The organism is Pseudomonas sp. MYb327 (genome assembly GCF_040438925.1).
Classification (GTDB): Bacteria; Pseudomonadota; Gammaproteobacteria; order Pseudomonadales; family Pseudomonadaceae; genus Aquipseudomonas.
In genome coordinates this window covers 3,668,942-3,683,193 of the sequence record NZ_CP159258.1, presented here as the reverse complement: position 1 = coordinate 3,683,193, position 14,252 = coordinate 3,668,942, and the positions used below count along the sequence as shown (strand labels likewise).

Below are 14,252 nucleotides of genomic sequence, written 5' to 3'. Positions count from 1 at the left end.
AAGGGGCACTGGACGTTCGACTGACTGGACGCCTACCGGTAACAGGCATACCTTTGTGCGCTTATTAAATGCTGTAGTAAGGACCCAGCCATGAGCCGCATTTACGCTGACAACGCCCATTCCATCGGCAATACACCGCTGGTGCAGATCAACCGTATCGCGCCGCGCGGCGTGACCATCCTGGCCAAGATCGAAGGTCGCAACCCGGGTTATTCCGTCAAGTGCCGAATCGGCGCAAACATGATCTGGGACGCCGAAAGCACCGGCAAACTCAAGCCTGGCATGACCATCGTCGAACCCACCTCCGGCAATACCGGCATTGGCCTGGCGTTCGTTGCCGCCGCGCGTGGCTACAAATTGATGCTGACCATGCCGGCATCCATGAGCATCGAACGCCGTAAGGTGCTGAAGGCGCTGGGTGCCGAATTGGTGCTGACTGAACCGGCCAAGGGCATGAAAGGCGCAATCGAGAAGGCCGGTGAAATTGTTGCCAGCGATCCGTCGAAATATTTCATGCCCGCGCAGTTCGATAACCCTGCCAACCCGGCAATACACGAAAAAACAACTGGGCCGGAAATCTGGAACGACACCGATGGTGCGGTCGACGTTTTGGTGGCAGGCGTCGGAACAGGCGGAACCATTACCGGTGTTTCGCGGTATATCAAGAATACCCAGGGCAAACCGATTCTCTCGGTGGCGGTGGAGCCGGTGGTGTCGCCGGTCATCACTCAGGCGTTGGCGGGTGAAGAGATCAAACCGAGCCCGCACAAGATCCAGGGTATTGGCGCCGGATTTGTGCCGAAGAATCTTGATCTGTCGATCGTCGACCGCGTGGAGTTGGTCAGCGACGAGGAGTCCAAGTCCATGGCCCTGCGCTTGATGCAGGAAGAAGGGATTCTGTGCGGCATTTCCTGTGGCGCGGCGATGGCGGTGGCCGTACGCCTCGCGGAAACCCCGGAAATGCAGGGCAAGACCATTGTGGTGATTTTGCCGGATTCCGGTGAGCGTTACCTGTCGAGCATGCTGTTCAGCGATCTGTTTACTGACCAGGAGAATCAGCAGTAACAGCTTCATTCAAACGGAGTGTGGCGGGGGGTTAAATCCTCCCTCCACGGCGAGTTTGATTCAGGTCAGCAGGCGTTCAGGACCAGCGTGTTATCAGTGCTTTATTGCACAACCGTTAATAATGAATGTTGAGACAGGCGGTTTTTCCACGGGTTGGCAGTACTTATCATGCCAACTGCGACGTCGGGTAAATGGCGTTGTGCAAGAGTGTCTACTGCCAAGGAGTTGTTGATGACCTTTTCATTCGCCGTCAAGGCGTCGTTGTTGCTGCTGTTTCTGGGCAGCACCCTCTATGTGCATTTACGCGGCAGGGCGCGCTTGCCGGTATTGCGTCAATTCGTTAACCACTCGGCGCTGTTCGCACCCTATAACGCCTTGATGTACCTGTTCTCCGGCGTACCTTCGAAACCCTTTCTGGATCGCAGCAAGTTCCCGGAACTGGACGTGCTCAAGGACAACTGGCAGAGCATCCGCGATGAAGCGATGCATCTGTTCGACGAGGGTTACATCCGCGCCGCCGAAAAAAACAATGATGCCGGTTTTGGTTCTTTCTTCAAGAAAGGCTGGAAGCGTTTTTACCTCAAGTGGTATGACAAACCGCTGCCTTCGGCAGAACTCCTCTGCCCGAACACCGTGGCTTTGCTCAGCCGTATTCCCAATGTCCGAGGCGCCATGTTTGCGCTGCTGCCGGGCGGCAGTCACCTCAATCCCCATCGCGATCCGTTCGCCGGTTCCCTGCGTTATCACCTCGGCTTGTCGACACCCAATTCCGACGATTGCCGAATTTTTGTCGACGGTCAGGTTTACGCCTGGCACGACGGTGAAGATGTGATGTTCGATGAAACCTACGTGCACTGGGTCAAGAACGAAACCGACCAGACCCGGGTCATCCTGTTCTGCGACGTCGAACGACCACTGAGCAATCGCTTGATGACGCGCATCAACCGCTGGATCAGCAATCTTCTGGGCCGCGCCACGGCGCCGCAAAATCTCGATGATGAACCCGTTGGCGGGATCAATCAGGCGTACGCCTGGAGCAAGAAGTCCAGTGACAAGGTCAGCGGTGTGGTCAAGCAGTGGAAGCGTCGCAACCCCAAGGCCTACCGGGTATTACGGCCGGTGCTGGCGGTGCTGGTGTTGACGTTGTTGGGCTGTTGGTTGTTTGGTTGAAAGCAAACCTGTAGGAGCTGGCTTGCCAGCGATCGCGGCCGATCCGTAGTCATTGAATTGCTGACACGGCGCTATCGCCAGCAAGCCGGCTCCTACGGGTTTTGCTCTATCCAGGAAGAACCGTTTTATTTGCTTAGTGCATGCTCGGCCCGCACCGAGTTCATGAACGCTTGCATCGCCGAGGATTGAATGCGATGGCGGCGGGTGATCAGCCCGTACGGCGGCAGTCGTGCTTCGAACTTGATCGGCAACACCGCCAGCAGATCACGACCGGGATAATCCTCGACCACCGACACCGGCGTCACACCGAGCATGTCGGTCTGCTGAATCAACGAGAGCAAGGTCATGATCGAGGTGGTTTCGACGATGCTGTTGGGAATGTCGACCCGCGCATTGTGGAACACCTGATTGATGATCGCGCGCATCGGGCTTGGCTGCTGTTGCAGGACCCAGGTCATGTTCTGCAGTTCGGCCCAACCCAGTTGCTTCTCCTGCGCCAACGGATTTTGCGCACCGGCAATCACGCACAGTTCTTCTTCGCCAAGGCTGTCGAAAAGCAGTTCTTCGGCCCGTGCACCGGGTGGAATCCGCCCCAGCACAATGTCCAGTTGATCCTGCAATAGCGCTTGCACCAGCACGTCGCTGGTATCGACCTGGATGCTCATGGACAAGCGTGGATGGCTTTGCTTCAAGGTCGCGATGGTGCGGGTCAACAGCCCTGAGGCCAGTGCCGGGATGGCTCCGACGGCGACTCGGCCGAGGTTGCCCGATTGAAGCGCCACCAGTTCTTCGCGCATGCCACTGAGTTCGGCGAAGACCATGCGTGCGTAGTAAATGACGGTTTCCCCGAACGGGGTAGAGCGCATGCCGCGAGGCAGGCGTTCGAAGAGCTCGACACCGAGCAAATCCTCGGCTTCGTGCAGCATTTTGGTGGCGGCTGGCTGAGTCATGCCGATGTGGTCGGCGGCGCGGCGCAATGAACCGAATTCCTGAAGCGCCAGCATCAGCCGCAATTGGCGCAGACGCAGTCGACTGTGGATCACGTTAGCATCAGGAATTCGGGACATGGGCCGTGCTCGCAAAAGGGACTGCGGCAAGCCTGACAACAAATGCCAGGCGTTGCCAGCATTGCTGTGTCACAGCACCGATTTAGGCTTGGCGACCTGAGGTTTGCGCAGGCCCATCAGGGTCGCCAGGGCCTTGGAAATCAGCGGCCAGAACAGCATCAGTAGCGCTGCGGTGGTCAGGCTGCCCACCAATGGGTTGGACCAGAAGATCCCCAGGTGTCCGTCGGAGAACAGCATCGACTGACGGAACGCATCTTCAGCCTTGTCGCCCAGCACAGCAGCCAATACCAGTGGCGCAATCGGATAACCGAGTTTCTTGAACAGATAACCCAGCGCGCCGAAGCCCAGCATCAGCACCACGTCGAAGAACGAGTTGTGCACCGAGTAGGCACCGATGGCGCAGACCATGATGATGATCGGCGCGATGATCGAGAACGGAATGCGCAGGATCGAGGCGAACAGCGGCACGGTGGCCAACACCACGATCAGACTCACCACGTTGCCAAGGTACATGCTGGCGATCAGGCCCCAGACAAAATCATGCTGCTCGACGAACAGCGTCGGGCCGGGGTGCAAGCCCCAGATCATCAAACCGCCGAGCATTACGGCTGCGGTGGCCGAACCGGGAATGCCCAGGGTCAGCATCGGCAGCAGGGCGCTGGTGCCAGCGGCGTGGTCGGCAGTTTCCGGGGCGATTACGCCTTCCAGTTCGCCTTTGCCGAAGTTGTCGCGGTTCTTCGAAAAACGTCTCGCCAGGCTGTAGCTCATGAACGACGCGGCGGTCGGCCCGCCCGGCGTAATGCCCATCCAGCAACCGACCAGGGTGCTGCGCACAATCGTCCACCAGTAACGCGGCAACTTGGCCCAGGTGCGCAGGATCACCATCGGCGTGATGCGCGCATGTTCGCCACGGAACACCAGGCCTTCCTCCACGGTGCAGAGAATTTCGCCGATACCGAACAGACCAATCACCGCCACTTCGAAGCTGATGCCGGTCATCAGGATCGGCTGGTCAAAGGTCAGGCGCAGGTTGCCGGACACGGTGTCCATGCCGACCGCCGCCATGGCGAAACCGATCATCATCGCCACCACGGTTTTCAGTGGCGGATTCTTGCTCATGCCGATGAAGGTGCAGAACGCCAACAGGTACACCGCGAAAAACTCCGGCGAACTGAACGACATGGCGAACGCGGCAATTTTTGTCGAGAGGAAGGTCAGCAACAACACCCCGGCCAACGCGCCGAGCAGTGCCGAACTGAACGCAGCGGTCAGGGCTTCGGCGGCGCGACCTTCGCGCGCCATCGGGTAGCCGTCAAAGGTCGTTGCCACCGATGAGGGCTCACCGGGGATGTTGAACAGGATCGAGGTGATCGAGCCGCCAAACAGCGCGCCCCAATACATGCACGACAGCAGAATGATCGCCGACACCGGCGACATGGTGAACGTCAGCGGCAGCAACAGCGCTACGCCGTTGGGGGCGCCAAGGCCGGGCAGTACGCCGACCAGAATGCCCAGCAGCACGCCGATCACCATCAGGCCGATGTGGCCCGGGGTCAGGATCAGGTTCATGCCTTGCAACAGGGAATCGAATTCGCTCATTTGAAATGTCTCCCGGCCAGGGCAATCCAGTCGCCCATCGGACCGGCATCCAGCGGGACCTTGAACCACAGCGCGAAAATCAGGTAGCTGGCAAGTACCGCGCCGAGGGATACCGTGCCGATCATTAATTTGCCGTACGGCTTGGCGCGGACCTTGTCACGCCACATGAACCAGGCGATGAAGCACGCCGATGCGACGTAGATGCCGGTGAGTGGCATGGCACCGACGAACAGCGCAATCGGGATAAACACCGACAGCACTTGCTTGAACGCACTGCGGCTGACGAACGAAATGCTCAGCGCGTGCCAGCGCACCACGGTCAGCACGCCGTTGGCGACGCTGGCGGCGCTCAACATCAGGCCGATGTAGAAGGGGAAGTAACCCGGCTCGGGGCCGGCATCGCCCCAGCCGATACCTTGTTCGACACTGCCGAACATCACCACCACGCCAATCAGCGCCGTGAAGACCGCCAGGCCGAGTTCGACCCAACGGGTGCCGACCAGCGCGGGTGAATCCGAAGAATGGGACATGAAGACACCTCCAGCAGATGACGGCCGCCCGCAGGCGAGCGGCCGTGACAACCTCAGTTTTTCAGCCAGCCGGCTTCTTTAAATACCGGCGTGACGCGGGCGGTGTCTTTTTCGATGTAGGCGGTCAGCGGTTCGCCTTCGAGGAAGGTGGGCACCAGAGCGTTTTGCTTCACGTAGGCCTTGAACTCATCGGTCTGCGTGACTTTGCGCATCAGCTCGACATAGAACGCACGCTGCTCGGCGCTGATGTCGCCGGGCATGAACACGGTGCGCGGGAAGCGATACTGATCAATGCCCAGGCCTTGTTCATGGCAGGTCGGGACGTCGGCCCAGGATTTATCGCCGGCGACTTTTTCGGTATAGCTCATGCGTTCTTTACTGAATACGCAGAGTGGTTCGACCTGGTCGCCGCGCCATTGGCTGATGCTTTCGCTGGGGTTGTTGACGTTGGCGGCGATGTGTTTGCCGGCCAATTGAGTCGCGGCTTCGCTGCCGCTCTTGAACGGGATGTACACCAGTTTGCTGTTGTTGGTCTGGTTCAGCAGCAGGGTCAGGGTCTGGTCGACATCCTTGGACTGGCTGCCGCCCATGCGCAGCTTCGAGGGGTCGGCCTTGGCCGCTTCGTAGAAGCCTTTTGCGTCTTTCCATGGCGCATCCTTGTAGCTCCAGAGAATGAAGTCATCCTCGGCCACGGCGGCGATCGGCGTCAGTTCCTGCCATTGGTAGCCGAGCTTGGACACCAGCGGCAACAGGTAGATGTTGTTGGTGCCGATCACCAGTTTCTCGGCATCGCCCTTGTTCATTTTCATGTCGAGGAACGCTTCGGCGCCGTTGCCGCCGCCCTTGTTGAGGACGATGGTATTGACGTCGAGCAGCTTGTGCGTGGTGATGATCGACTGGATCAGGCGACCGAGTTGGTCAGTACCGCCACCGGGGCCACCGGCGACAACGATTTCGACATTCTTGTCCGGTTGCCAGGCGGCCTGAGCGAGAGCGGGAAGGGCTGCGGCGGCGATCAGCGTGCAGCCAAGAAACAGACGGGAAGTGCGACGGACGAATGCATTTCGCATGGGAAGGGCCTCGTATCTGTGTTTTTGTAATTGTTATGAGCGACTTGTTTGAGCGGTTAAGCCGCAAGCCTTGGACTGAGTGTGGGAAGCCGCCGCCTCCGCGTCTAGTCAAAACAATACATACACCGATAGCCTGGGGTTATAGCTCTCAATCCGAAAAGCCACGGATATGGCTCAGAGTGTTGTGCTAGAGCTTTTTTCGAAACAAGTCGAAATAGTAAGAAAAGGCTGAAAGCCCATTGAAAGCGGTGTGTGCCATAACCCGAAGCTATCACCTGATTTCAAGTTTTGATTAGACGGTTATCAGTGAGCCTTCGATAGTGCTGACAAATGTCGCTATTAAGTGACGTGCTCCATCCACAAGAATAATAAACCGAGGTAGGCACCATGGCTCGTCCCAGTGCATCTCTGCATCTGCCCGCAGTCACGGCAACGCCGCAAGCTTCCATCGTCAAGGCTCTCGACGAGGTGCGTCATGGGTGAGCGCTGGAATGGACCGATCATCGATGCCCATCATCATTTCTGGGACCCATCGATCAATGACCATCCGTGGCTGGCGCCCGAAGCCAATATTCCATTCCGCTACGGTGACTACAGTTCGATCAAGCGCCGCTATTTTCCCGAGGATTATTTCGCCGATGCCGGCGAGCATCGGGTGGTGCAAACGGTGTACGTCGAGACCGAATGGAACCCGCAAGACCCGATTGGCGAAACCCGTTTCATCGAGCAACTGGCCGCCCGTTATGGCGTACCGAATGCGATCGTCGCGCAAGCCTGGCTCGATCATCCGGACGCCGTCTCGGTGCTTCACGAGCAAGCCACTTACAAGTGCGTGCGCAGTGTTCGGCACAAACCCGGCGGGCCGACGTCGCCGCAGCAATTCGGCCGTGTGCGCAGCCTGATGAGCAACGAGCATTGGCGACGCAGTTACGCTGCGCTGGAAGGTTTGGGTCTGCACTTCGATTTGCAGACACCCTGGTGGAACCTGCCCGAAGCCGAACGCCTGGCCCGGGACTTTCCCGGCATCACCCTGATTCTCAACCACGCGGGGTTGCCCAATGATCGCAGTGCTGAAGGTCTGGCCGGATGGCGCGCAGCAATGGCCCGGCTGGCGGAATGGCCGAACGTGCAGGTGAAAATTTCCGGGCTCGGCCAGGCAGGCCGGACGTGGCGCGCCATCGACAACGCCTGGATCGTGCGCGAAATCATCGCCATGTTCGGCACCAAACGCGCGATGTTCGCCAGCAACTTTCCAGTAGACAGCCTGTGCGGTTCGTTCGATGACATCTACAGCGGTTTCAAATCCATCGTCGCCGATCTGCCAACAGCCGATCAGGAGCGACTCTTCTACAGCAACGCGCAGCGCATCTATCGCTGCGAACCTTGCGCCATTGACCGGGCGCGGCCTGAATCCTTGAGGAGTGAAGCATGAACAAGACAACCATCGCGATGGTCCTGGGTGACCCGGCGGGCATCGGCCCGGAACTGATCGCACGCTTGCTCGCCGAGCCTGAAGTGCGCAGCCAAGCCAATGTGATTTTGATTGCCGACGAGGCGGAAATGCGGCGCGGCATGCGCATCGCGGGGGTGGAGTTTCCATACCGTCGGGTGGAGTCGCTGGAGCAGCTGTCATTCACGGATGACACGCCGCTGTTCTACGATTTCCGCGGCGACACCGTCGGTGAATTTCCGCGCAGCGAGGCCAGTGTGATCGGTGGTCGCTACAGCCTCGATACGCTGGAAGTGGCGCTACGCCTGACCGAGGCCGGGACCACCGATGCGATTCTGTTCGGACCGCTGAACAAGACCTCGCTGCACATGGCCGGCATGGCCCACAACGATGAGCTGCACTGGTTCGCCGAGCTGCTGGATTTCCATGGGCCATTCTGCGAATTCAACGTGCTCGACAATCTCTGGACGTCGCGGGTGACCTCTCATGTGGCCTTGTCCGAGGTGTCGGGTCTGCTCAGTGAGCAGCGAGTGGTGGAAGCGATTCAACTGATCGACACCGCGCTCAAGCGCAATGGTCTGGAAAAGCCGCGCATCGGTGTGTGCGGACTCAACCCGCACAATGGCGACAACGGCTCGTTCGGCCGCGAAGAACTGGACATCATCGGCCCGGCCGTGCGTAAGGCGCAGGCGCTGGGGATCGCGGCAGAAGGGCCGTATCCGGGGGACACGATTTTCCTCAAGGTCCAGGGCGATGCCAGTGCCTTTGACGCCGTCGTCACCATGTATCACGACCAAGGGCAGATCGCGATCAAGTTGATGGGCTTCTCCCGAGGCGTCACGGTGCAGGGCGGCTTGCCGATCCCTATCACTACGCCGGCCCACGGCACCGCGTTCGATATCGCGGGGCAGGGCAAGGCCAACGTCGGAGCAACGCGCCAGGCATTCGAAATTGCCTGCCGAATGGGTGGCAACAGCTACTGACACAACGCAATACCCCTGTAGGAGCTGGCTTGCCAGCGATGAGGGCCTGACAGACACCTTTGAAGTGACTGTCGGGCCGCTATCGCTGGCAAGCCAGCTCCTACAGTTTTATGTAATGCCCGATAACTCGATCTACCTGATAACTGCTTTTTCCTATCACCCCAGGTTATCGGCGGATACGCATAAGTGATTATCCGCCGCCCCTTGGCGCTGGCTAAAGTCGCTCCATCGAATGCCTGGAACCGGTCACCGGAGCGGCTCCGCGCAGCGACACAACAATGACAAGAAGCCGGCAGCGCAAGGAAACTGTATTCATGAAAATCAAAGCGATCCGTACCCGCGTATTCGAGTGGAAAGGCAAAGTGGTTCCACCTCAAGCGCACTTCTGCACCAACGCCAGCGACATCCTGTTCGAACGCGGCGACGCCATGGGCTCGTTCCGATTCCACGGCTGGCTGGTGGTGGAAGTCGAGACCGACACTGGCCTCGTCGGCATCGGTAACTGCGCCCTGGCGCCGCGTGTAGCCAAGGAAATCATCGACACCTACCTGGCACCGATCGCGATCGGCGAAGACCCGTTCGACAACGAATACATCTGGCAGAAAATGTACCGCCAGAGCCACGCCTGGGGCCGCAAAGGCATCGGCATGGCGGCGATTTCGGCGATCGACATTGCGATCTGGGACATCATGGGCAAAGCGGTGAACAAGCCTGTGTTCAAACTGCTCGGCGGCCGCACCAAGGAAAAGATCTGGACCTACGCCTCCAAGCTCTACGCCAACGACAACCTCGACCTGTTCCTCGAAGAAGCCCAGGGTTATCTGAATCAAGGCTTCACTGCGCTGAAAATGCGTTTCGGCTACGGCCCGAAAGACGGCCCGGCAGGCATGCGCAAGAACATCGAACAAGTGCGCGCCCTGCGTAACCTGGCCGGCCCTGACGTCGACATCATGCTCGAATGCTACATGGGCTGGACCCTGGAATACGCCCGTCGCATGTTGCCGAAACTGGCCGAATTCGAACCGCGCTGGCTCGAAGAGCCGGTGATCGCCGACGACATCGAGGGCTACATCGAGCTGAAGAAAATGGGGATCATGCCGATCTCCGGCGGCGAGCACGAATTCACTTCCTATGGCTTCAAAGACCTGCTGGAACGCCGCGCCGTCGACGTGATCCAGTACGACACCAACCGCGTCGGCGGCATCACTGCGGCGCGCAAGATCAACGCGATGGCGGAGGCCTGGTCGGTGCCGGTGATTCCGCACGCCGGGCAGATGCACAACTATCACCTGACCATGTCTACCACCGCCTCGCCGATGGCCGAGTTCTTCCCGGTGTTCGACGTCGAAGTCGGCAACGAACTCTTCTACTACGTGTTCAAGGGTGAGCCGCAACCGGTCAATGGCTACATCCAGCTCGACGACAACAAGCCGGGCCTGGGCCTGGAAATCTCCGATGAATACTTGAGCGACTTCAACATCATCGAGTGACCTTGAGGCGCCGCAAAACGGCGGCGCCGTCCATGACTTTCCGGAGGCCGACATGCGCCTGATTCAATTCGAAAACACTGCTGGTGAACGCCAGGTCGGGCTTGTCGACGGGGCACAGGTCCAAGTGCTCCAGGGCACTCGCACCACCCGTGAGCTGGCACTCGCGGCAATTCGTGGCAAACGCAGCCTGCACGAAGAAGTCGCCTTGCGCGGCACCGAGCCCGGCCCGGATTATGCGCAGCTGTTGCAGCAGGGCAGAGTCCTGCCACCGCTGGACCACGAAGACCCGGCCCATTGCCTGATCAGCGGCACCGGCCTGACGCATCTGGGCAGTGCCTCGGCGCGGGACAAAATGCACCAGCAGCAAGGCGCCGTCGAAACCGCCATGACCGACACCATGCGCATCTTCAAATGGGGTTTGGAGGGTGGCAAACCTGCGGCGGGGCAGATTGGTGCGCAACCGGAATGGTTCTACAAGGGCGACGGCAGCATCGTCGTGCGTCCAGGCGCCGACTTCCCAGTGCCGCCGTTTGCCGAAGACGCCGGTGAAGAGCCGGAGCTGACCGGGCTCTACGTGATCGGCGACGACGGCCAGCCGTATCGCGTCGGTTATGCACTGGGTAACGAGTTCTCCGACCATGTCATGGAGCGCCGCAATTACCTGTACCTGGCGCATTCGAAACTGCGCTATTGCTCCTACGGTCCGGAACTGCGCGTCGGTGAGTTGCCCAAGCACCTGGTCGGCACCAGCCGCATCAAGCGCAATGGCGAAACGATCTGGGAGAAGGAGTTTCTCAGCGGCGAAGACAACATGTGCCACAGCCTCGCCAACCTCGAATTCCACCATTTCAAGTACGCGCAGTTTTTGCGCCCCGGCGATGTCCACGTGCATTACTTCGGCACAGCCACGTTGTCGTTTGCCGATGGCGTGAAAACCCAGCCGGGGGATCGCTTCCAGATCAGCCTCGATGAGTTCGGTGCACCGCTGGTGAACGGCATTGGTGAAAGTGCCCAGCCGTTGGCAATCGGTCAGGTGCGCACACTTTAAAAAATCGGGAACCCCGACAAACCTGTAGGAGCTGGCTTGCCAGCGATTTTGTGGACGCTATCGCCAGCAAGCCGGCTCCTACAGTTCGTAAACCCGATTCAATACAATCGATCAGGAAACACCCCCATGACCACGCCACTTGGACACAACTACATCGGCGGTCGACGCAGCGCCAATGGCACGTTGCAACTGCAAAGCCTCGATGCGACTACGGGTGAGCCATTGCCCGGTACATTTTTCCAGGCCTGCGAAGGTGAGGTAGATGCTGCCGCCAAAGCCGCCGCTGCGGCATATCCGGTCTACCGCAACCTGAGCGCAGAAAAACGCGCACAGTTCCTCGACGCGATCGCCGATGAAATCGATGCGCTGGGCGATGACTTCGTTGCCACAGTTTGCCGTGAAACAGCCTTGCCGGCGGGGCGTATCCAGGGTGAACGTGGTCGCACCAGCGGCCAGTTGCGTTTGTTCGCCAAAGTCCTGCGTCGCGGTGATTTCTATGGTGCGCGCATCGACCGCGCTTTGCCCGATCGCCAGCCACTGCCGCGTCCGGATCTGCGTCAGTACCGTATTGCGTTGGGGCCAGTCGCGGTGTTCGGCGCCAGCAATTTCCCGTTGGCGTTTTCCACCGCCGGCGGCGATACCGCATCAGCGCTGGCCGCCGGTTGTCCGGTGGTGTTCAAGGCCCACGGCGGGCACATGGCAACTGCCGAGTGGGTGGCGGACGCGATCATCCGCGCTGCCGAACGCACGGAAATGCCGGCCGGGGTCTTCAACATGATTTATGGCGGTGGCGTCGGTGAGTGGCTGGTCAAGCACCCGGCGATCCAGGCCGTGGGCTTCACCGGGTCGCTCAAGGGCGGCAATGCCCTGAGCCACATGGCCGCGACTCGGCCACAACCGATTCCGGTGTTCGCCGAGATGTCGAGCATCAATCCCGTGTTTCTCTTGCCCGAAGCGCTGGCAGTGCGCGGTGAGCAGATCGCGTCGCAACTGGCCGGCTCGGTGACACTGGGCTGCGGTCAGTTCTGCACCAATCCAGGCCTGGTCATCGGCTTGCGTTCGCCGCAGTTCAGCCTGTTTCTGGAGACCTTCTGCGCCAGCATGAACCAGCAACCGGCGCAGACCATGCTCAATGCCGGCGCCCTCGCCAGTTACAGCCGAGGACTTGGCGAGTTGCATGAGCATCCGGGGCTGACGCATCTGGCGGGAAAACCTCAACAGGGTAATCAAGCGCAGCCGCAAGTGTTTCAGGCCGATGTCAGCCTGCTGCTCAAGGGCGATGAATTGCTTCAGGAAGAAGTGTTCGGGCCGACCACCATCGTCATCGAAGTCGTGGATCGGGCCCAGCTCGCGGCGGCGCTGCAGGGATTACGCGGGCAATTGACGGCGACGCTGATTGGCGAGGGCGGAGAGTTGCTGGAGTACCGCTGGCTGGCGGAGATGCTGCAGGAAAAGGTCGGGCGGATTCTGCTCAATGGCTATCCGACTGGCGTAGAGGTGTGTGAGGCGATGGTGCATGGCGGGCCGTATCCGGCGACGTCCGATTCGCGTGGGACGTCGGTCGGTACGTTGGCCATCGATCGTTTCCTGCGGCCGGTGTGCTTCCAGAATTATCCGGATGCGTTGCTGCCCGAGGCGTTGCAGAACGGTAATCCGCTGGGGATTCGGCGGTTGGTGGATGGGGAGGTGAGTGCTCTAGCCCTTTAGTTGTGGGTGCCTGACCGACCGCTATCGCTGGCAAGCCAGCTCCTACAGTGATGGGGGGGACGTAAATTACGTGCGCAACACCGATCCCTTGTAGGAGCTGGCTTGCCAGCGATGGCGTCATCAGCGGCACCACAAATCTATTTGGCTGCTACCCCAGCCACCTTCACCAGCGCCGGTTTCAGCACCAGCCACAACGCCACGGCAATCAACAGCCCGCCGTAGATATGCGCCATCGATAGCGGCTCATCAAGAAACAGCGCTCCCCACAACACGCCGAAGAGCGGGATCAGGAAGGTCGTGGTCATCGATTTCACCGGGCCAACCGAGCTCAGGAGGCGGAAGTAAATGATGTACGCAAATGCCGTGCATCCCAGACCCAACCCCAGCAACGATAGCCAGACACTCCAGCCGCCCCAGCTTGCAGGTGGTTGGCTGATCACGCTATAGCCGAACAGCGGCAGCAAAAACAACGTCGCGCCGAGCATGCTGCCCAGTGCCGACAAACGGCTGTCGAGACCTCCGGCCTGATCAAGCCAGCGCCGGGCCAGAAATCCGGCAAATCCGTAGCAAGTAGTCGCGAGCAGACAGGCGACGGCGCCCATCAGCAGTTGCATATCGAACGCCACCGGCCCGGCACGGGTCAGCACGCCCACGCCGAACAGCCCGAGGAACACGCCGCCGAGCTTGGCGCCAGTGAGCCTTTCATGGAAAAACAGGCCACCGATCAACACGCCCATCAAGGGGGTCGTGGCATTGAAAATCGACGAATAACCGGCGGGCAGCACCTGCGCGGCCACCGAATAGAGCGTCGCCGGAATCCCGGAGTTGATTACCCCGAGCAGCATCACGGTTTTGAGTTTGCCCTTGAAATCCCAGCTAATGCGCATCAGGCCGAGAATCACCAGCAACCCGGCGGCGGCGATCGATACGCGGAAAAAAGCGGTGGGAATGCTGCCAATCACCGGGGCGATGATGCGCATGAACAGGAAACTCGCACCCCAAATGGCCGCCAGGGACAGTAAACGGAAAATATCGACGGGGTTCACAGCGCGTTCCTTCCTTGATGAGGGCGA

General features: G+C 59.7%; 12 protein-coding genes. 7 read left to right on the top strand and 5 right to left on the bottom strand.

Annotated features, from left to right (window positions below):
* Positions 1-90 precede the first annotated feature (90 nt).
* A complete protein-coding gene (gene cysK, locus ABVN21_RS16550) occupies positions 91-1,065 on the top strand; it encodes a cysteine synthase A (protein ID WP_339554195.1) in 975 nt (324 codons plus the stop codon).
* A 231-nt stretch (positions 1,066-1,296) separates the two neighbouring features.
* Positions 1,297-2,235, top strand: a complete 939-nt coding sequence (locus ABVN21_RS16545) for an aspartyl/asparaginyl beta-hydroxylase domain-containing protein (RefSeq protein WP_339554196.1) — start codon at positions 1,297-1,299, stop codon at positions 2,233-2,235.
* A gap of 125 nt (positions 2,236-2,360) precedes the next feature.
* Here ABVN21_RS16545 and ABVN21_RS16540 read toward each other — a convergent pair whose 3' ends face one another.
* From ABVN21_RS16540 to ABVN21_RS16525, 4 genes are all read right to left on the bottom strand, one after another.
* On the bottom strand, positions 2,361-3,302 hold the full coding sequence (locus ABVN21_RS16540; protein WP_339554197.1) for a LysR family transcriptional regulator: 942 nt from the start codon (positions 3,300-3,302) through the stop codon (positions 2,361-2,363).
* Between the two features lie 69 nt (positions 3,303-3,371).
* On the bottom strand, positions 3,372-4,901 hold the full coding sequence (locus ABVN21_RS16535; protein WP_339554198.1) for a tripartite tricarboxylate transporter permease: 1,530 nt from the start codon (positions 4,899-4,901) through the stop codon (positions 3,372-3,374).
* Positions 4,898-5,431 (bottom strand): tripartite tricarboxylate transporter TctB family protein, encoded by a 534-nt coding sequence (locus ABVN21_RS16530; protein ID WP_339554199.1) that lies wholly within the window; start codon positions 5,429-5,431, stop codon positions 4,898-4,900. The genes ABVN21_RS16535 and ABVN21_RS16530 overlap by 4 nt, the downstream gene beginning before the upstream one ends.
* Positions 5,432-5,484: 53 nt before the next feature.
* Complete coding sequence (locus ABVN21_RS16525; protein ID WP_339554200.1) at positions 5,485-6,501, bottom strand: tripartite tricarboxylate transporter substrate binding protein; 1,017 nt, start codon at positions 6,499-6,501, stop codon at positions 5,485-5,487.
* 475 nt (positions 6,502-6,976) lie between these two features.
* On the opposite strand from ABVN21_RS16525, the gene ABVN21_RS16520 reads away from it, so the two are divergent.
* The 5 genes from ABVN21_RS16520 to ABVN21_RS16500 all read left to right on the top strand — a co-directional run bounded on the left by ABVN21_RS16520 (position 6,977) and on the right by ABVN21_RS16500 (position 13,179).
* Positions 6,977-7,933 carry an amidohydrolase gene (locus ABVN21_RS16520; protein ID WP_339554201.1) on the top strand — a complete coding sequence of 319 codons (957 nt, stop codon included), beginning with the start codon at positions 6,977-6,979 and terminating at the stop codon, positions 7,931-7,933.
* The gene (locus tag ABVN21_RS16515; protein WP_339554202.1) at positions 7,930-8,934 is read left to right on the top strand and encodes a 4-hydroxythreonine-4-phosphate dehydrogenase PdxA; all 1,005 of its coding nucleotides are present in this window, start codon (positions 7,930-7,932) and stop codon (positions 8,932-8,934) included. Before ABVN21_RS16520 ends, ABVN21_RS16515 begins: the two co-directional genes overlap by 4 nt.
* A 314-nt stretch (positions 8,935-9,248) precedes the next feature.
* On the top strand, positions 9,249-10,424 hold the full coding sequence (locus ABVN21_RS16510) for an L-rhamnonate dehydratase (protein ID WP_033045585.1): 1,176 nt from the start codon (positions 9,249-9,251) through the stop codon (positions 10,422-10,424).
* 52 nt (positions 10,425-10,476) lie between these two features.
* Positions 10,477-11,472 carry an AraD1 family protein gene (araD1, locus tag ABVN21_RS16505; RefSeq protein ID WP_339554203.1) on the top strand — a complete coding sequence of 332 codons (996 nt, stop codon included), beginning with the start codon at positions 10,477-10,479 and terminating at the stop codon, positions 11,470-11,472.
* 126 nt (positions 11,473-11,598) lie between these two features.
* Positions 11,599-13,179 (top strand): aldehyde dehydrogenase (NADP(+)), encoded by a 1,581-nt coding sequence (locus ABVN21_RS16500; protein ID WP_339554204.1) that lies wholly within the window; start codon positions 11,599-11,601, stop codon positions 13,177-13,179.
* A 137-nt stretch (positions 13,180-13,316) separates the two neighbouring features.
* Here the strand turns inward: ABVN21_RS16500 and ABVN21_RS16495 are convergent, their stop codons facing one another.
* The gene (locus ABVN21_RS16495; RefSeq protein WP_339554205.1) at positions 13,317-14,225 is read right to left on the bottom strand and encodes a DMT family transporter; all 909 of its coding nucleotides are present in this window, start codon (positions 14,223-14,225) and stop codon (positions 13,317-13,319) included.
* Positions 14,226-14,252 lie beyond the last annotated feature (27 nt).